Genomic DNA, 18,275 nt, shown 5'->3' with positions numbered 1-18,275 from the left:
GCCGCGCCCCCGTCGGGACGCGCGGCTCCCACCCGACCCCGGAAAAGGTGACCCACCATGACCTCGACGCTGACCACCGCGCCCCGCACCGACCCGCTGGACGCCGCCGCCGACCTCCTGGCCCTGCTCCAGGACACCACCACCGAGCCGCGCCCGAACGACCAGCTGTCGGCGTTGACGCTGGCCGTGTCCGCCGACCTGCCGGTGCTGCTGTGGGGTGAGCCGGGCATCGGCAAGACCGCCGCCCTCACTCAGCTCGCCGACTCGCTCGACCTGCCGCTGACCACCGTGATCGCCAGCGTGCACGAGCCGTCCGACTTCTCCGGGCTGCCGGTGGTCGGCGACGACCCGGCGGTGCAGGGCGTGCCGATGGCCCCGCCGGACTGGGCCGTGCGCCTGGTGCGCGCCGGGCGCGGCCTGCTGTTCCTGGACGAGCTGTCCACCGCGCCGCCCGCCGTGCAGGCCGCGCTGCTGCGCGTGGTGCTGGAGCGCCGGATCGGTTCGCTGGCCCTGCCGCCGGGGGTGCGGATCGTGGCCGCCGCCAACCCGCGCGCCTCGGCCGCCGACGGCTGGGAGCTGAGCCCGCCGCTGGCCAACCGGTTCGTGCACCTGGGCTGGGCGCACGAGCACGAGGTCGTGGTGCGCGGGCTGGGCGGCACGTGGCCGCGGGCGGCGCTGCCGCTGCTGGACCGGGCGGCGCTGCCCGAGGCGGTGGCGTTCGCGCGGCGGGCGGTGTGCGGGCTGCTGACCGCGCGGCCCGCGCTGGTGCACCGGCTGCCGAAGAACGAGGTGGCGCGCGGCGGGGCGTGGCCGTCGCCGCGCAGCTGGGAGATGACGCTGCGGCTGGTCGCGTTCGCCACCGCCGCCGGGGTGTCGCGGGACGTGCTGTCGCTGCTGGTGCGCGGGACGGTCGGGGACGGGCCGGGGCTGGAGCTGCTGGCGGCCATCGACCGGATGGACCTGCCGGACCCCGAGGAGCTGCTGGCCGACCCGGCGGCGGCGGTGCTGCCCGAGCGCGGGGACCTGCGGCAGACCGTGCTGGAGGGGGTGGTGGAGGCGGTGCGCTCGCGGCCGGAGCGGGGGCGGTGGGACGCGGCGTGGGTGATCATGGCGCGTGCGCTGGAGAGCGGGGCGCCGGACGTGGTGGTGGTGCCCGCGTCCACGCTCGCCGCGCTGCGCCGGGAGGACTGGGAGGTGCCCGCGACGATCGAGCGGCTGGCCGGGGTGGTCTCGCTGGGCAGGCGGGCGGACCGGGCCGCGGCGGGGCGGGCGGCGGCGGGGCGGGCGGCGGCCGTCGCGGGGCGCGGGCGGTGACGGCGCTGGACGAGGAGAAGCTGTACGCGGCCCGGCTGCACGCGGCCCGCAGCCGCCCCTACCTGGCGACGGCGCTGTTCGCGCTGCGGGTGGTCGAGTCGCGGCAGGTGCCGACGATGGCGGTGGACGAGCACTGGCGGTGCTACGCCTCGCCCGCGTTCGTGGAGCGCACGCCGCTGCCGGAGCTGGCGGCGGTGTGGGTGCACGAGGTGTCGCACCTGCTGCGCGACCACCACGGGCGGGGCGAGCGGTTCGCGCGGGAGAACGGGCTGCACGGGGCGGGCGAGCGGTTGCGGCGCAACATCGCGGCGGACTGCGAGATCAACGACGACGGGTTCGACGACGAGCTGCCGCTGCAGGCGGGCGCGCTCCGGCCGGGGCTGCTGCGGCTGCCGGACGGGCTGCTGATGGAGGAGTACCTGCGGCTGTTCCGGCTCGGGCCGCACACCGACGCGTTCGGGTGGTTGGACTGCGGCAGCGGCGTCGACGGGGTGGCGCGGGGGTGGGACCTGGGCGCGGGCGGGGCGCACGGGCTCAGCGCGCGGGAGCGCGACGCGGTGCGGTTCCGGGTGGCGGAGGGCATCAAGGGCAGGCCGGGGAGCGCGCCGGACGGGTGGGAGCGGTGGGCGGAGAAGGCGTTCCACCCGCCGCAGCCGTGGCGGGAGCTGCTGGGCGCGGCGGTGCGCTCGGCGGTGTCCGGCGCCGGGGTCGGGGAGGACTACACGTACGGGCGGCCCGCGCGGCGCTCGGCCGGGCTGCCGGGCGTGGTCCTGCCGAGCCTTCGCCGCAGGCCGCCGCGGGTGTGCGTGATCGTGGACACCTCGAGGTCGGTGAGCGACGCGGAGCTGGGGAGCGCGCTGCTGGAGGTCGCGGCGATCGTGCGGGCGGTGGGCGGGCGGCGCGACCTGGTGACGGTCCTGTCCTGCGACGCCGCCGCGCACGTGACGGGGCCGCTGTGCCGGGCGGAGGGGATGACGCTGGTGGGCGGGGGCGGGACGGATCTGCGGGTGGGGTTCGCGCGGGCGGTGCGGCGGTGCCGGCCGGACGTGATCGTGGCGCTGACGGACGGGCAGACCCCGTGGCCGGAGGCCGCGCCGCCGTGCCGGACGGTGGTGGGGTTGTTCCCGCGAGTCGGGGTGGCGGACGAGGGGGACCCGGATTACGAGCCGGACGAGCCGCCGGAGTGGGCTCGGGTGGTGGAGCTGGGGTGAGGGGCGGGGTGCTTCGCGAGGCGGCCTTCCGCCCGGCGGGCCCGGCGGTGATCCGCGGTGGACAGTGGACGGTCACGGGTCGTCGCCGGAAGGGGCTGCGCTGGGCGTGGAGGGCGGGGGCCTCGACCGGCGGGTCGGTGCGGCGGGGCCGGTGCGGGAGGGGTGCGCCGAGACCGCGGAGCAGCGGATCGTGGAGATCTTCGAGCGGACTTGCACCGCCGGGCACCCGACGCCGCTGCTCGTGCCCGCCGACGGCGCGCCCCGCTACCTGCCGACCACCGGTGCCGGGCCGCTGGGGGGCCGAGCGCGGTCCGCAGGCGGTCGGGACGGCCCGGCTCGGGCGGGGCGACCTGCTGCTGCTCTACAGCGACGGGGTGCTGGAGCGGCCGGGCAGGGCGCTGCCGGAGAGCGCGGCCGAGCCGGCGCGGGTGGCCGCTGACGCCGCGGCTGACCGGGAGGCTGTTCGGCACGCGGCAGTGGAGCTGGTCACGAACGTCCTGGACCACGCGCACCTGGACTCCGCCGAGCCGCACACCCTCCCCCTGGAGGCGGCCCTGTCGGCGACCGGCCGGTTGTCGGTGCGGGTGGCCGACCGGACGCTGTGGTGCGGCGGGAGGTGCTGTTCGCGCCGCCGGGAACGAACGCGGGGCTGGTGCTGTCGCTGGTGGGTCTGGAGCACCCCGAACGTCGGGCCCGACCTGGTGGAGGAGGGCAGGGGCTGATCGGCGGGGCCCGCGCGCACGAGTGCGGTGCGCGGGGCGCGCCGACGCCGCTGCCCTGCCGCGATGACCGCAGAGGGCATCGTGCGCCGCTCGGCTCGGGCGTTGTCGTTCGACGGGTGTGGGCGGGTGGTGCTGATTCGTCGGAACAGGGCCGGGCAGGAGCCGTGCCGGGTGTTGGCCCGGTGGGGGGATCGAGTCTGGTGAGGTGGACCGCCGGGTGGTGGTGGCCAGCGCGCTGGTGCTCGGCGTCGACGCGGCGGCGCTGCAGGCGGCGCGGGCTGATCGTTTCGTGCCGGTTTCCGTGCCCAACCCGGCACGTATTAGTATTTCGTGCCATGAACTGCCTCGCCTGCGGAACCCCCCTCCCCGACCGCGCCGGACCTGGCCGTAAGCAGCAATACTGCGACTCGACCTGCCGCAGCGCCGCACGCAGGCAGCGGCAGTCCGTCAACTCAAGCTTGACATCCCCCTCCCCCGCCGGAACACTCGGCGCCGTCAAGGCCGCGCACCACCAGGTCCTCGCGTCCCAGGAGCTCCTGCGCGACGCGGTCGACCGGGCCCGCGCCGAGGGGCGCACGTGGCAGGAGATCGGAGAGGTCTTGGGCACCAGCAGGCAGGCGGCGTTCCAGCGGTTCGGGCGGCCGGTCGACCCGGTCACCGGGCGGCCGGACGTCGGGCTGGCCGGGGCCTCGGACCTCGCCCTCGTGCTGCTCGGCGAGTGCGTCGCGGGTCGGTTCGACCGGATGCGGGACGGGTTCGACCGGACCATGCGGCGCGAGCTGGGAGCCGAGCAGTTGGCCACGGTGTGGGCTCGGGTCGTCGGCAGCGTCGGGCGGTTCGAGCGGTTCGGGGAACCCGTGCAGCACCTCGCCGGGGACATCACCGTGGTCGACGTCCTGCTGGAGTTCGAGGCGGGCCAGGTGACGGCCACCGTCAGCTTCGACCGCGGGGGGAAGGTCGCCGGGCTGTTCTACCGGCCGGCCTGACCCCCGGAGGAAGGAATCATGATCCGTCGTTTCCTCGCCGTGGGCACCGCGATCGCGCTGCTGCTCGCGCTCACCACGGCGCCGGCCACGGCCGCGCCGGGGTCCACGCAGGACAGTCCGGACACCCAGTTCGCTTGGCTGGTCGACGCTTCCGCGCGCGTCCCGCTGCCCGCCGACGAGGTGGCCGCGCACCTGGACTCCCCGCTGCTGTCCGCGGTCGGGGGCGTGGACGGGTTCAACCAGACCCTGGCGTCGCTCGGGACGCTCACCGCAGGCGCCGTGGTCGACCGGACGCCCACCGAGCTGCGGCAGGTCGTCGGCAGCGCGGTCGGGGAGCTGCTCGGCACGCTCACGGTCAACCCCGCCGGGCTGATCGCGGGGCTGCGCTTCTCGCCCCACCTGCCCGCCCCCACCTCGTGGGAGCAGGTCGACGCCGCGCTGGGCTCGCTGGCGCCCCGCGTCTCGTTCGCCGCCGCCACGATCACGCCCGAGGGGTGCGCGCCCGTCCACGGCCTGAACGAGCGCACCGCGCGACCGCTCGGCTCCGCCTTCAAGCTCTACGTCCTCGGCGCGCTCGCCCGCGAGGTCAAGGCCGGGCGGCTGTCCTGGGACACCGGGCTGCCGCTGCGCGAGTCCTGGAAGTCGTTCCCCTCGGGCGTCCTGCAGGACCAGCCGGACGGCACGGTGCTCACCCTCGCCGAGCACGCCGAGCACATGATCTCCATCAGCGACAACACCGCCACCGACCACCTGATCCACCTGCTCGGTCGCGGCGAGGTGCAGCGGCAGTTCGCCCGGTTCGGCAACACCACCCCGAACTCGCCGATGCCCACCACCCGCGAGCTGCTCACGCTCAAGGGCTTCCAGTACCCGGCGGCGGCGACCGTGTACACCGCGCTGCCCCAGCGGCTGCGCGAGGCCGCGCTGAACGCGGTGGGCCGGGTGCCCAGGACCGCCGTGCAGCCGTGGACCGAACCGCGCGCGATCGACCAGCTGGAGTGGTTCGGCTCGCCGGTGGACATGTGCGCCGCGATGGCCGGGCTCTGGCAGGGGCACGACCCGCAGCTCGCCAAGGCCATGTCGATCAACGACGGCGGGATCGCGCTGCCGTCGGCGCGGTTCCCGACCGTCTGGTTCAAGGGCGGGTCCGAACCGGGGGTGCTGACGCTCAGCTACCTGGTGCGGCGGGACGACGGGACGCTGCTCACGGCCAGCGCGATGCTGTCCGACCCGGAGAACGCGCTCGACGAGGCGACCGCGGCGCCGCAGGTGCTCGCGGTGCTGCGAGGAGCGCTTCAGCTCGCCTGACGGGTGACAAGCTCAGCGAAGCGGGCCGCACGAGAGGTGCGGCCCGCTTTCCCGTCAGCAGGAGGACTGCGTCACCGGGCCGGTTGCGCCGGGCAGGCCAGGTCGCCGCTCGGGCGCTCGCCCCTGGCGAGGAACGCGGTCACCGCGTCGTTCGCGCACTTGTTGGCGCCGAACAGGTACGCCCCGTGCCCGCCCTGGTCGGCGGTCACCAGCACGGCGCGCCCGCCGAGCGCCTGCCGCATCTCCCGCGCACCGGCCAGCGGCGTGCCGGGATCGCGCTCGTTCTGGGAGATCAGCACGTTCGCCGGTCCCCTGCCGGTGATCCGCACCGGACCCTCGACCCGCTCCCCCGGCCAGAACGCGCACGGGTTGACGCTCGCGGTCGAGCCGCCGAGCATCGGGTAGCGGACCCGGTCCACGGCCGCGTTGCGCTGGTAGGTCGTGACCGACGACGGCCAGCGGGTGTCGCCGCAGACCACGTGGAACCGGGCCGCCATCAGGTTCTCGGCCCCCTCGACCGGCGGGTCCTCGGGCAGCGGGCGGCCGGATTCCAGGGCCTGCCAGGCCTCGGCGAGCTTCGGCATGTCCGCGTCGCTGTAGAGGTAGCCGAACGTCAGGCCGCGGAACATCGTGCCGTCGACCCCCTGGACCGGGCGCGCGTCCAGGCTTTCGGCCAGCTCGAAGAACTTGGCGGTGACCTGCTCGGGGGTCGCGCCGAGGCCGTACTCGGGGTGGGCGGCGGCGTGCGCGGCGAAGTCCGGGAACCGGTCCTGGAGGCCGAGCGCGAAGCGCCGCATGGCCTTCACGTCGTAGCCGTCCGGGCCGAGGCTGCTGTCGAGCACGAACCGGTCGCCCCGGTCCGGGAACAGGGACGCGTGCACGGCGCCGAGGTAGGTGCCGTACGAGTAGCCGAGGTAGGAGATCTTGCGCTCCCCCAGGGCTTCCCTGACGCGGTCCACGTCGCGGGCGGTGTTCGCGGTGGTGATGTGCGGCAGCAGGTCGGCCGTCGCGGAGGTGGCGCACTGGGCGGCGATGGCGCGCGCGTGGCCGACCTCGCGCGTCACGTCGGCGTCGGTGCGGGCGTACGGCGGGAAGTTGCCGCGCGCCTGCTGCTCCGGCGTCAGGTCGCAGGTCACCGGGGTGCTGAGGCCGACGCCGCGAGGGTCGAAGCCGATGATGTCGTAGGAGTCCAGGACCTCCTGCGGCATCCGCGCGGCCGGGAACACGGCGGGGAAGGCGACGCCCGCGCCGCCGGGGCCGCCGGGGTTGGTCAGCAGCACGCCCCTGCGGCGCTCGGGGTTCGTGCTGGGCAGCTTGGAGATCGCGATCTGGATCTTCCGGCCGCGCGGGTCCCGGTAGTCCAGCGGGACCTCGACCCGCGCGCACCGCAGGATCGTGGGGACGGGTTCCTCGCACGGGCCCCAGCGCACCGGGGGTGGGGAGGTGTCCGGGGCGGCGGACGCGGTGGGGGTGACCACGGCCGTCAGCGCGGTGATCACGACTGCCAGGGAGAGGGTTCTGCGCATGGGGGAAAGCGTTTCCCGGCGGGGGTGCGCGGCGCATCGGTCGGACGGCTCGGGCGACCCCCGACCCCGGTCGGGGGCACGACCACGACTCCGGTCTATCGGGGTCGCGCCTTCGGTCGGCTGCGCGGAGGGGCGTGGGACCGCCATGATCGCCGGGTGGACACGGGGGGAACGGGGGACGCGCCGCGGCTGAGCGGGTGGCAGCACGCGTGGCGGGTGGCGGCGGTCGGGGTGGCGAGCGTGCCGTTCTGGCTGATCACCGGCACGCTGCTGCCCGAGGGGGCGGAGCGCGGCTGGTTCCTGGTCGGCGACCCGCTGGTGGGGCTGGTGTGCCTGGCCCTCGTGCTGTGGCGGCGCGGGTTCCCGCTCGTGGTGGCCGTGCTGACCTCGATCGGCACGGGCGCGTCGATGCTCGCGGGTGGGGCGTCGCTGCTCGCGCTGTGCTCGCTGGCGACCCGGCGCAAACCGTGGGAGATGGTGGCGGCGGGGGTGGTGTACGTGGTCGCCTCGCAGTTCAACGTCCGCGTCTACCCGCTCGGCGTCGACCTCTACCCGGTGTGGTTGCTGCTGGCGCTGCCGGCGCTGATCGCGGGCACCTCGCTGGCGATCGGCGTGGCCATCGGGGCGCGGCGGGCGGAGCTGCGGTCGTTGCGGGAGCGGGTGGCGGGCGCGGAGCGGGAGCAGAGCGCGCGGGCGGCGCAGGTGCGGGCCACCGAGCGGAACCGGATCGCCCGCGAGATGCACGACGTGCTGGCGCACCGGATCTCGCTGGTGGCCATGCAGGCCGGGGTGCTGGGGCACCGGGCGGACCTGCGCGCGGAGGACGTGGCCGAGCTGGCGCGGGGCATCGCCGAGGGGTCGCGGCAGGCGCTGGAGGAGCTGCGGGACGTGCTGGGCGTGCTGCGGGCCTCCCCCGATGGCGACCTCGGCCCGGCGCTCGGGCCGTCGCTGGAGCGGGTGCCGGAGCTGGTGGCGGACGCGCGCTCGTCCGGGCTGGACGTGGGGTTCGGCAGCGCGGTCGCGGGCCAGCCGCCGGAGGGCGTGGGGCGGGCGTGCTACCGGATCGTGCAGGAGGGGCTGACCAACGCGGCCAAGCACGCGCCCGGTTCGCGGGTGGAGGTCGAGGTGCGCGGCGGGGCGGGGGCGGGGTTGCGGGTGCGGGTGGGCAGCTCGCGCGGGCCGGTGGCGGGGGTGGGGGCGCCGCCGTCCGGGTACGGGCTGCTCGGGCTGGCCGAGCGGATCGCCCTGCTGGGCGGGGAGTTCGAGCACGGGCCGACCCCGGACGGCGGGTACGCGCTGGCGGCGCGGTTGCCGTGGCGCGACGGCGGGAGGGTGTGAGTGGGCGAGCGGGTGCGGGTGCTGGTCGTGGACGACGACCGGCTGGTGCGGATGGCGCTGCGGCTGGTGGTCGACGGGGAACCGGACCTCGTGGTGGTGGCGGAGGCGGCGGACGGGGACGCGGCGGTGGAGGCGGTGGCGCGGGAGCGGCCGGACGTGGTGCTGATGGACGCGCGGATGCCGGGCCGCGACGGGGTGAGCGCGACGGCGGAGATCCGGACCCGCCCGGACCCGCCCGCGGTGCTGGTGCTGACGACGTTCGACTCGGACGAGCTGGTGCTGGGCGCGCTGCGGGCGGGGGCGCTGGGGTTCGTCCTGAAGGACACGCCGCCCGCGCGGATCGCCGAGGCGGTGCGGACGGCGGCGGCCGGTGAGCCGGTGCTGTCGCCGCAGGCGGTGGTGCGGCTGATCGCGGCGGCCACCGGGCCGGGGTCCGGGGAGGCCCGGAGGGGGGTGCGGGAGGCGGCGCGGGAGCGGTTGGCGGGGTTGACGGAGCGGGAGCTGGAGGTGGCCCGTGGGATCGCGGAGGGGTTGGGGAACCCGGAGATCGCGGCGCGGCTGGGGATCGGGGTGGCGACGGTGAAGGCGCACACCGGGAACCTGTTCGGGAAGCTCGGGGTGGACAACCGGGTGCGGATCGCGTTGCTGGTGCGGGACGCCGAGGGGTGAGGGCGGAGGGCGGAGGGGCGCGGGAGGGATGAGGGGCACTGCGGGTGCGGGCGCGGGGGTGCGGGCGGGGGTAGCCTCGCCGGATGCGGGCGCTCAGGTACTCCATCAACGTGACCGTCGACGGGTGCTGCGACCACCGGGTGATCCCCGCGGACGAGGAGTTGCACCGGCACCACGCGGGGAACATCGCGCGGGCCGACGTGCTGCTGCTCGGGCGGGTGACGTACCTGATGATGGAGCAGGCCTGGCGGTTGCCGTCGGGGAGTGCGGTCGGGGACGGGGCGGACCCCTTCGCGCTCGCCATCGACGCGGCCAGGAAGGTCGTCGTGTCCGGGACGTTGGAGCGGGTCGACTGGAACGCCGAGCTGGTGCGCGGGGATCTCGGCGCGGCGGTTCGGGCGTTGAAGCGGGAGCCGGGGAACGGGGTGTTCGTCGGCGGGGTGGCGTTGCCGCTCGCGTTGGCGGAGCTGGGGTTGATCGACGAGTACGAGTTCGTGGTGCACCCCCGGATCGCCGGGCGTGGGCCCTCGGTGTTCGCCGGGCTCTCGGAGCACGTGGAGCTGCGGTTGGTGGACACGGTGGAGTTCGCGTCCGGGGCCGTGGCGATGCGGTACGAGCCCCGGAGGTGAGCCCCGGCCCGCGTGGGGCGGGCCGGGGTCGAGCGGGCCGGGGGTCAGCTGCGGCCGAGCGCCTCGGCGGTCAGGACCGTGCCGCCCAGGCCCCAGCCGCCCTCGGCGACCTCCTCCACCAGCACCAGGGTGCTCGCGCGGGCGCGTTCGCCGTACACGTCGGCGTAGGCGTCGGTCACGGCGTCGATCAGCTTCTTCTTGGACTCCGGGGTCAGCGTGCCCTCGGGGACCTTCAGGGTGGCGAACGGCATGGTGGTGCTCCTCGTGGTGTCGTGGTGATGTGGTGCCGCGCTACAGCGCGGCGTTGCGGGGCAGCAGGTCCTCGATGCCGACCCTGCGGTAGAACTCGACCCGGACGCGGTCCGCGACCGCCGACACGACCTCGCTGCCGTCCCGGCTCGGGTCGACGTGGACGCGGAACGGGCGCTGGTCGGCGGGCAGGCCGACGACGCGGGTGATCTCGTCGGCCACGTCCCGCGCGTCGGCGTCCTGCGGGACGAGCGCGGACAGGCGGTCGCCGATGGTGGCGCGCAGCTCGCCGTAGTGGTGGTCGTAGGCGGCGGCGCGGTCGGGGTCGGCCGGGCGGCCCGCGTTCGCGAAGTGGTTGGTGCCCGAGGTGAACGCGCCGGGCACGACGATGGTGGTGCCGACGCCGAAGCGGATCAGCTCGGCCGCGCAGCTCTCGGCGAGCGCGTCCATCCCGGCCTTCGCCGCGAAGTACGGGGCCAGGAACGGCGGGTGGCCGCCGCGCGTGGACGAGCTGCCCACCCACACCAGCAGCCCGGAGCCCTGCTCGCGCAGCAGGGGCAGGGCGGCGCGGTTGACGCGGTGGGCGCCGACGGTGTTGACGTCGTACAGGTCGGCCAGCTGCTCGGGGGTGAACGCCTCGGCCGGGCCCTCGACCATGTGGCCCGCGTTGTGCACCACGACGTCCAGGCGCCCGTGGCGGCGCGCGGTCTCGGCGACGGCCCGGTCGGCGGACTCCTGGGAGCGGACGTCCAGGTCCACGGCGGACAGCGCGAGGCGTTCGGCCCGCGCCAGGTCGGCGAGCTCGGCGACGGCGGGGGCGTTGCGGTCGGCCGTGGCGCGCATCCCGGCCACGACGGTGTGCCCGGCCCTGGCCAGCGCCAGCGCGGTGAGGCGGCCGAAGCCGCTCGACGCGCCGGTGATCAGGACGACCTCCGCCGGGCGGTCGCCCGCGTCCCGGTGCTCGGTCATGACACCCACCTCCAGTTCGGTAGCGGCGATAGCGCTACTTCGTTTCGTTGATACGCAGACCGTAGCACGCTGCCCGAATCAGCGCTAGCGCCGTGACGTACCATCGATTCGTGGAGGTCACCCCGGAGAGCGGCGCACCCCGCCGCAGGCGCGGCGCGACAGGACCCGACGACGACGCCTCGGTGCGCGCCGCGCTGGTCGAGGCGGCCGGGCGCGGGCTGGCCGCCTCGCCGGACGGCGAGATCGCCACCCGCGCGGTGTGCGAGGAGGTCGGCGTGACGCAGCCGGTGCTCTACCGGCTGTTCGGGGACAAGCGCGGGCTGCTCGACGCGGTCGCCGACGCCGGGTTCGAGCGGTACGCGCGGCGCAAGGGCGAGCTGGAGGCCACCGGCGACCCGGTGGCCGACCTGCACGCCGGGTGGGACGACCACATGGCGTTCGCCGCCGAGAACCCGGCGCTGTACCAGCTGATGTTCGCGCCCCGGCCGCACGCGGGCTCGTCCGCGCACCGACGCGTCCTGGAGCTGCTGGAGGCCACGCTGGTGCGCTGCGCGGCGGCGGGCGCGCTGCGCACGAGCCCCGGCCACGCGGCCCGGCTGATCCTGCCCGCGAACGTGGGCGTGGCGCTGAGCCGCATCGCGCAGCCCGCGCTGTACGACGACCCGGAGCTGTCCCACCGGGCGCGGGACGCGGTGTTCGCCGCCGTGCTCACCGACGCGGGCGCGCCCGCGGGCCCCGACCCCGTGCGGGCGGCGGCCCGGCAGCTGCGGTCCCGGCTGTCGCTGCACGGGACCGGCGAGCTGGAACCGGTCGAGACCGCGCTGCTCGACCGGTGGCTCGAACGCCTGGACCAGCCCGGCTGAGCCGCGAGGCGGGCCGGGGCGGAAGCAGGCCGGGGCACGCGCTCGGAGGTGGACGAGCCCCCTGCTCAGCGGGTCGTGGTCGATCCCGTCGCCACCAGGCCGTTGCCGTTGACCAACCCGTTTTCCCGGCGGCGGGCGGCGCGGCGCAGCGCGAGGCCCAGGAGCAGCAGGCCGGCCAGGAACGGGTAGATCGCGGTGCGCTCCACCAGGCCGACCAGCACCCCGGTCTCCGCCGCCAGCAGGGCGACGTAGCCGACCATCCCGGCCAGGCCCAGCACGCCGAGCGCCACCAGCGCCCTCCCCCGCCCCCTGGAGATCCCGAGCGGGCGGTGGGCCGCGCCCAGCAGGAGCACGAGCGCGTTGCCCGCCGTGAACGCGCCGAACGCCCCGAGCGCGTGGTGGTCGGCCGCGCCGCTGTCCAGCGCGTCGCCGTCGCCGGGGAACAGCGCCACCACCGCGCTGCCCACCGCCAGCACCACCGCCGCGGCGACGACGGGCAGGCGGCGCGCGGCGGGCAGGCGCAGCGCGAGCACGCCCACCAGCACCACCACGCCGAACAGGACCAGCCCCGCGTTCATCACCGGCGCCAGCGGCGAGAGCATGAACTGGCCGAACGCCGTCGCCGGGCCGCGCACGCCCAGCGCGCTGATGAAGTGGTGCGTGTAGCTGTAGGGCGGGTCGGTCCACGCCGCCGCCGCGACGAACTCGGCGGTGAGGTAGACGGCGGGGCCCGCCACGAGCGCTGACCAGGCCGCGCGACGGGGTTCGGGGTCGTGGGTGTCCACGTGCTGCCTCCTGCTGGGTCGGAACGGTGACGCGGGCAGCGTGCGGCGGGGCGCTGACACGGCGCTGACACGCGACCGACGCGGCGCGGAAGCCCTTGTCCCGCACTGGGAGGATCAGCGGGTGGACGGGAGCGCGGGGGTGCGGGTCGTGCTGCTCGGCGCGTTCCGGGTCCGCCGCGACGACGTCGCCCTGGACGTGCCGGGGGCGCGGGTGCGGGCGCTGCTGGTGCGGTTGGCGCTGGCCGGTGGGCGGGCGGTGGAGCCGGGCGCGCTGGTCGACGCGATCTGGGGCGACGAGCCGCCCGCCGGGCCGGGGCCGGCGTTGCAGGCGCTCGTCTCCCGGCTGCGGCGGGCGCTCGGCGCGCCGGGCGCGGTCGCGCTGGGGGTGGGCGGGTACCGGCTCGTGGCGGACGTGGACGCGGCGCGGTTCGAGGAGCTGGCCGCGCGGGGCGGGGAGGACGCGCTGCGGGAGGCCGCCGCGCTGTGGGGCGGGCGGGTCGGGGGCGAGCCGCCGGTGGTCGCGGCCGTCGCGCCGCGGGTGGCGACCCGGTTGGCGCGGCTGTCGGTGGAGGTGGTGCTGGACCTGGCGGAGGTCGAGCTGGCGCTCGGGCGCACCGGGGCGGCCATCGGTGGGGCGAGCGGGGTGCTGGCCGAGCACCCGGCGCACGAGCGGGCCGCCGGGGTGCTGGTGGACGCGCTCGCGGGCGCGGGACGGCAGGCCGAGGCGCTGGCGGCCTACGAGCGGGTCCGCGCGGCGCTGGCCGACGAGCTGGGCGCCGACCCCGGCACGGCCCTGCGCGAGCGCCACCTGCGGCTGCTGCGCGCCACCCCGCCACCGCTCCCCCGGCCGAACGCGCTGCCCGCGCCGGTGACGGGCTTCCTCGGCCGGGACGTCGACCTCGCCCGCGTCGCCGACCTGCTGGCCGCCGGGCGGCTGGTCACCGTCGTCGGGCCCGGCGGGGTGGGCAAGACCCGGCTGGCCGTGGAGGCGCTGCGCCGGGACCGGGACGCGCTGCTGGTGGACCTCGCGCCGGTCGCCGAGCCCTCGGAGGTCGTCGCCGCCGTGCTCGCCGGGATCGGGCTGCGCGGCGACCGCGACCGGCCGGGCGGGGACGCGACGGCGCTGCTGGCCGCCGAGCTGGCGGCGCGCAGGTCGGTGCTGCTGCTGGACAACTGCGAGCACCTGGTCGACGCCGTGGCCCACCTGGTCGCGCTCCTGCTCCCCCGCTGCCCCGAGCTGCGCGTGCTCGCCACCAGCCGGGAACCCCTGGCGGTCGACGGGGAGGCGCTGGTCCCGCTGGGGCCGCTCGCGCTGCCCGGAATCGGGGACGGGCTTGACGCCGCGGTCGGCACGGCCTCGGTGCGGCTGTTCGCCCAACGGGCGTCGGCGGTGCGCCCCGGTTTCGCCGTCGACGCCACGACGCTGCCGGACGTGGTGCGCCTGGTGCGGGCGCTGGACGGGCTGCCGCTGGCGCTGGAGCTGGCCGCCGCCCGGTTGCGCGCCCTGCCGCTGCCCGACCTGGTGGCCGGGTTGTCGGCGCGGTTCCGCCTGCTGGCGGGCGGGAACCGGGCCGCGCCGCCCCGGCACCGCACGCTGCGCGCGGTGATCGCGTGGAGCTGGGACCTGCTGGACGGGCCCGAGCGGGCCGTGGCCGAGCGGATCTCCGTGCTGCCCGGCGGGGTCACCCCGGAGTCGGCCGCCGCCGTCTGCGCGGGCGCCGTGCCCGCCGACGAGGTGCCCGAGCTGCTGGCCGCGCTGGTCGACCGGTCGCTGCTGAGCCTGGTCGGGGGTCGGCGGCGGATGCTGGAGACGGTGCGCGCGTACGGGGTCGAGCGCCTGGCCGCCGCCGGGGACTTGAGCGCGGTCCGCGACCTGGCCGCCGCGCACGTGGCGGGGGTGCTGGCGGGGCAGGACGCGGTGCTGCGCGGGCCGGGGCAGCGCGCGGCGGTGGCGGCGATCGGCGCGGAGCACGACAACGCGGTGGCCGCGCTGCACCACCGGTGCGCCACCGGGGACGCGGACGGGGCGCTCGCGCTGGCGCTGTCGCTGGTCTGGTACTGGCAGGTGTTCGGCCGCCAGTCCGAGGGCGCGCACTGGCTCGGGCGGGCGCTGGCGGTGCCCGGCGGGCCGTCCCCGGAGCGGGACTGCGCGCGGGCCGCCCACCTGCTCGGCCTGGCCGACGGCGGGCACGGGGTGGGTGATCGCGGGGAGGTGGGGGCGCTCGCGGACCGGGTGCTGGCGCACCGGGGGCTCCCCGGTCACCTGCGGGTGCTCGGGGCGGTCCTGCTGTTCCTGCTGGGGCGCGGCGAGGGGGTGTTCCGGGAGCTGGGCGCGGGCGGCGGGTGGTTGTCCGGGCTGGCGCACCTGTTCCTGGCCGAGCTGGCGGAGAACGCGGGCGAGCTGGACCGGGCGCGCGGGCACGCGGAGGTGTCCCTGGACCGGTTCCGGGCGGCCGGGGACGGGTGGGGCGTGGCGGGGGTGCTGCCGGTGCGGGCGCGGGCGCGGCGGTACGACGACCTGGACGGGGCGTGGGCGGACCTGCGGGAGGCGCGGGCGCTGGAGGGGGAGTTCGGGGCGCTGAGCCCCGGTGACCGGGTGCGGGCGGACCTGCGGTGGGTCGACCTGCACGAGCGGCGCGGTGACAGCGGGGCGGCGCTGGAGGTGCTGGCCGCGGCCCGTGCTCGGGGGGAGCAGGTCGCGGTGGTGGACGCGCGGGAGGCCGCGCTGCGGGTGCGGCTCGGGGACCTGGGGCGGGCGGGTGAGCTGCTGGCCGGGGTGGGTGGGGCGGTGGGCGACCTGGCGCGGGCCGCGTATCGGGTGGCCTCGGGGGACCTGGCGGGTGCGGAGCGGGCGTTGCGGCGGGCGCGGGTGGTGGCGGCTGCGAGCGGGGAGCTGCCCGCGCTGGCCCCGGTGGCGGTGGGGGCGGCGGCGCTGGAGCAGGCGCGGGGGCGGTGGGCGGGGTCGGGGGTGCTGCTCGGGACGGCCGCGCGGGTGCGGGGCGCGCACGACCGCACCGACCCCCTGGTGCGCGAGCTGGTCGACCGGGGGCGGGCGGCGGTGGGCGGGAGCGCGTTCGCGGCGGCGTACGCGCGGGGGTGGGAGGCGGAGCGGGACGTGGCGGCGGCGTTCGTGCTCTGAGCGCCGGGATCGGGCGGTTGGGGTCAGGCGGGCCAGGTCACACGTCCAGGGACCCCGCCCAGTCCGCGATCGTCCGGACTTCGGCCTGCGTCGGGAAGACCTTCTCGGTGAGCACGCGGTGCACCTCGGGGTCGCCGTCCAGGCAGCCGTCGGCCAGGACGGTGAGCTGGAAGTCCAGGTCGGCGGCCTGGCGGAGGGTGGACAGGACCACGCCGCTGGTCGCGATGCCGGTGAGCACCAGGTGGTCGACGCCCTGGGCGCGCAGGACGAGGTCCAGGTCGCTGCCCGCGAACGCGCTGACGCGGCGCTTGGTCACCACCACCTCGTCGTCGAGCGGCGCGGTCTCGGGGTGGAAGTCGGTGGCGCCGGAGCCCCTGGGGGCCGCGGCCAGGCGGCCGAACATCTTGTTGCGCGGGTGGATCTCCGCGTAGTCGGGGCGGAAGCCGACGCCGACGTGGATCACCGGCACGGACGCGGCGCGGGCCGCCTCGAGCGCGGTGGCGAGCCTGGGGAGGTAGGCCGGGTCGGGGTAGCGGGCGACCACGGCGGGCTGGACGTCCATCACCAGCAGGGCGGGGGTGGGGATCTCGGGCCTCGTTTCGGTGGTGGCGGCGCGGGGGCCGCCGGTGGGGGTCAGGGGTGCGGGGGTGCCGGGGTGAGCAGGCTGGTGACGGTGAGCAGGCGGTCGGCGAGTTCCTCGGGGCGCAGCGGGTCCTCGGCGCGCACGACCCAGTCGTGGACGATCGCGCCGGTGCCGTGGGAGATCAGCACGGCCAGGTCGCGGGCGGCCCGCTCGTCCACCTCGCCCAGGCCGGCGCGCAGGGCCTCGGTGGTGATGAGGGTGCGGAAGAGCTCGGCCAGGGCCTCCGCCAGCCGCCACGCGCACGGGCCGGTGAGCACGGCGCGGTAGAAGGGGCGGTGGTCGGCGAAGTGGCGGGCCACGGCCAGGAGGCGGGCGTGGCGCGGGGCCCGCGGGTCGGCCAGGTGCGGCAGGAGCTCGCGCCGCACCAGGTCCGCCGCAGCGGCGACGAGGAGCGTGTCGCGGTCGCCGAAGTGCTGGTAGAGCAGCTGCCTGCTGACGTCGGCGGCCTCGGCCAGGTCGGTCACCGGGACCGCCGCCCCGCGCTCGGCGACCAGGTCGACGGCGGCGGCCATGAGGGCGGCCCTGGAGCGGGCGACCCGGCGGTCGGGACGGGTGGTCACGGGGGTGAAACTAGACAGTTGTCAATAAATGAGCAAGTGTCGCCGAACGCGCGCGCGGGAATCTCCGGTGCTCGGGGCCCGTCCCTGGCGACATGATCACGCGATGACCGAGGTGAGGACGCGCCCGTACGCCGGGCCCGCGGACCTGCGCGCGATGCAGGGGTTGGCGCGGCGGATCTGGACGCCGTCGAGCCGGTGGCACGTCGGCGACCTGGCCTGGCAGCGCAACCAGCACACCGGGCGCGAGGCCGAGTGGCCGACCGCGCTGTGGGAGGCGGGCGGCGAGGTGGTGGCGTGGGGGTGGGCCGAGCTGCCGGGTGAGCTGGCGCTGCTGGTCGACCCCGCCCGGCCCGAGCTTGCGGGGGCGGTGCTCGACTGGTTCGCGGGCGTGGCCACCGCGCCCCGGCGGTCGGTCACCGTGCTGGACGCCGAACCGCACCTGGTCGCCGCGCTGGAGGCTCGCGGGTACGAGCGGCTGGGCGGGCCGCACTTCCGGCACTCGGTGCGCGCGCTGGACGACCTGCCGACGCCCGAACTGCCCGCCGGGTACCGGGTCCGCGCCGTGCGGGGCGAGGAGGACGTGGCGGCGCGGGTCGCGGCGCACCGGGCGGCCTGGTGGCCGTCGCGGGTCACCGAGGAGAGCTACCGGGCGGTGATGGGGGCGTGGCCGTACCGGCCGGGGCTGGACTGGGTGGTGGAGGGGCCGGACGGGCGGTTCGCGGCCACCTGCCTGATCTGGTTCGACGAGCGCAACGGCGTGGGCGAGCTGGAACCGGTCGGGGTCGACCCCGGTCTGCGGCGGCGCGGGCTGGGGCGGGCGGTGTGCCTGGCGGCGCTGGGCGCGCTGCGCGAGGCGGGCGGGCGGCGGTGGTGTACCCGCTGCACGGGCACCCCGACCACCCCGCGCCCGCGCCGCTGTACCGAGGGCTGGGGTTCCGCGAGCACGCCCGCACGATCACCTTCACCGCGCTGGAGGCGCGCGGGTAGCAGCGGCCGGGCGGGGCGAGCGGACCCGGTCGACGAGCGGCTCCGCTGTCGGAGCGGTCGTCCCAGCGCGTGGACACCAGTGCCACGACCAGACCGCGCCCCGCTTCGCGTGGTCGGCTCGGGGGTCGACCGCGGTGAGGCTCTCGCCGGGGTGGGTGAACCACGTCCTGGCGATGGCCTGCACCGCGAGCACCGGGTGCCGCCCGTGGCGCTGGACGTCACCGACGCAGCCGCCGTCGACCGGGCCGGGCCGGCCGCGTTCGGCCGTTGCGCCGCGCCGGCCGAGTCCGACGCCAGGTGGCGGCCGGTCCCCGGGTCCGCCTGGAACTGACCCCGCCGGCCTCCCCGCCCGCCCGTCCGGCCGGGCGCCGAACCCG

17 protein-coding genes are annotated in these 18,275 nt (G+C 77.0%); 11 read left to right on the top strand and 6 right to left on the bottom strand.

Annotated features, from left to right (window positions below):
- Positions 1-57: 57 nt before the first annotated feature.
- The 5 genes from AMIR_RS16590 (at position 58) to AMIR_RS35810 (ending at position 5,541) form a co-directional block, all read left to right on the top strand.
- Positions 58-1,314 carry an AAA family ATPase gene (locus tag AMIR_RS16590; protein ID WP_015802114.1) on the top strand — a complete coding sequence of 419 codons (1,257 nt, stop codon included), beginning with the start codon at positions 58-60 and terminating at the stop codon, positions 1,312-1,314.
- A complete protein-coding gene (locus AMIR_RS16585; protein WP_015802113.1) occupies positions 1,311-2,525 on the top strand; it encodes a vWA domain-containing protein in 1,215 nt (404 codons plus the stop codon). The genes AMIR_RS16590 and AMIR_RS16585 overlap by 4 nt, the downstream gene beginning before the upstream one ends.
- 281 nt (positions 2,526-2,806) lie before the next feature.
- The gene (locus AMIR_RS16580) at positions 2,807-3,247 is read left to right on the top strand and encodes a SpoIIE family protein phosphatase (protein WP_041836803.1); all 441 of its coding nucleotides are present in this window, start codon (positions 2,807-2,809) and stop codon (positions 3,245-3,247) included.
- A gap of 458 nt (positions 3,248-3,705) precedes the next feature.
- Entirely contained in the window at positions 3,706-4,233 is a 528-nt protein-coding gene (locus AMIR_RS16575) for a DUF3887 domain-containing protein (protein ID WP_049796861.1), read from the top strand.
- Positions 4,234-4,251: 18 nt separating this feature from the next.
- Positions 4,252-5,541: a serine hydrolase gene (locus AMIR_RS35810; RefSeq protein ID WP_015802111.1), complete on the top strand. Its 1,290-nt coding sequence runs from the start codon at positions 4,252-4,254 to the stop codon at positions 5,539-5,541.
- Positions 5,542-5,612: 71 nt separating this feature from the next.
- Here the strand turns inward: AMIR_RS35810 and AMIR_RS16565 are convergent, their stop codons facing one another.
- On the bottom strand, positions 5,613-7,067 hold the full coding sequence (locus AMIR_RS16565; RefSeq protein WP_015802110.1) for an alpha/beta hydrolase: 1,455 nt from the start codon (positions 7,065-7,067) through the stop codon (positions 5,613-5,615).
- A 156-nt stretch (positions 7,068-7,223) separates the two neighbouring features.
- Here AMIR_RS16565 and AMIR_RS16560 point away from each other — a divergent pair, with 156 nt between their 5' ends.
- From AMIR_RS16560 to AMIR_RS16550, 3 genes are all read left to right on the top strand, one after another.
- Positions 7,224-8,405 carry a sensor histidine kinase gene (locus AMIR_RS16560; protein ID WP_015802109.1) on the top strand — a complete coding sequence of 394 codons (1,182 nt, stop codon included), beginning with the start codon at positions 7,224-7,226 and terminating at the stop codon, positions 8,403-8,405.
- Positions 8,406-9,074 (top strand): response regulator, encoded by a 669-nt coding sequence (locus tag AMIR_RS16555; RefSeq protein WP_015802108.1) that lies wholly within the window; start codon positions 8,406-8,408, stop codon positions 9,072-9,074. It abuts the gene before it with no gap.
- Positions 9,075-9,157: 83 nt separating this feature from the next.
- Positions 9,158-9,703 carry a dihydrofolate reductase family protein gene (locus AMIR_RS16550; protein WP_015802107.1) on the top strand — a complete coding sequence of 182 codons (546 nt, stop codon included), beginning with the start codon at positions 9,158-9,160 and terminating at the stop codon, positions 9,701-9,703.
- 44 nt (positions 9,704-9,747) lie between these two features.
- On the opposite strand, the gene AMIR_RS16545 is transcribed toward AMIR_RS16550, so the two are convergent.
- Positions 9,748-9,954, bottom strand: coding sequence for a 4-oxalocrotonate tautomerase family protein (locus tag AMIR_RS16545; RefSeq protein ID WP_015802106.1), 207 nt, complete (start codon positions 9,952-9,954; stop codon positions 9,748-9,750).
- Positions 9,955-9,994: 40 nt separating this feature from the next.
- The gene (locus AMIR_RS16540) at positions 9,995-10,921 is read right to left on the bottom strand and encodes an SDR family oxidoreductase (protein WP_015802105.1); all 927 of its coding nucleotides are present in this window, start codon (positions 10,919-10,921) and stop codon (positions 9,995-9,997) included.
- Between the two features lie 110 nt (positions 10,922-11,031).
- On the opposite strand from AMIR_RS16540, the gene AMIR_RS16535 reads away from it, so the two are divergent.
- Complete coding sequence (locus tag AMIR_RS16535) at positions 11,032-11,784, top strand: TetR/AcrR family transcriptional regulator (RefSeq protein WP_143760753.1); 753 nt, start codon at positions 11,032-11,034, stop codon at positions 11,782-11,784.
- Positions 11,785-11,849: 65 nt separating this feature from the next.
- On the opposite strand, the gene AMIR_RS16530 is transcribed toward AMIR_RS16535, so the two are convergent.
- A complete protein-coding gene (locus AMIR_RS16530) occupies positions 11,850-12,569 on the bottom strand; it encodes a DUF998 domain-containing protein (protein ID WP_015802103.1) in 720 nt (239 codons plus the stop codon).
- A gap of 121 nt (positions 12,570-12,690) precedes the next feature.
- On the opposite strand from AMIR_RS16530, the gene AMIR_RS16525 reads away from it, so the two are divergent.
- A complete protein-coding gene (locus AMIR_RS16525; protein WP_015802102.1) occupies positions 12,691-15,708 on the top strand; it encodes an AfsR/SARP family transcriptional regulator in 3,018 nt (1,005 codons plus the stop codon).
- Between the two features lie 37 nt (positions 15,709-15,745).
- On the opposite strand, the gene AMIR_RS16520 is transcribed toward AMIR_RS16525, so the two are convergent.
- Together AMIR_RS16520 and AMIR_RS16515 are read right to left on the bottom strand one after the other, a co-directional pair.
- Positions 15,746-16,270: a cysteine hydrolase family protein gene (locus tag AMIR_RS16520; protein ID WP_015802101.1), complete on the bottom strand. Its 525-nt coding sequence runs from the start codon at positions 16,268-16,270 to the stop codon at positions 15,746-15,748.
- Between the two features lie 71 nt (positions 16,271-16,341).
- Entirely contained in the window at positions 16,342-16,911 is a 570-nt protein-coding gene (locus tag AMIR_RS16515) for a TetR/AcrR family transcriptional regulator (RefSeq protein ID WP_015802100.1), read from the bottom strand.
- 103 nt (positions 16,912-17,014) lie between these two features.
- On the opposite strand from AMIR_RS16515, the gene AMIR_RS16510 reads away from it, so the two are divergent.
- A complete protein-coding gene (locus tag AMIR_RS16510; protein WP_015802099.1) occupies positions 17,015-18,229 on the top strand; it encodes a GNAT family N-acetyltransferase in 1,215 nt (404 codons plus the stop codon).
- Positions 18,230-18,275: the final 46 nt, after the last annotated feature.

Source organism: Actinosynnema mirum DSM 43827, from assembly GCF_000023245.1.
Classification (GTDB): domain Bacteria; phylum Actinomycetota; class Actinomycetes; order Mycobacteriales; family Pseudonocardiaceae; genus Actinosynnema; species Actinosynnema mirum.
This window is presented reverse-complemented; position numbering and strand designations above follow the sequence as displayed.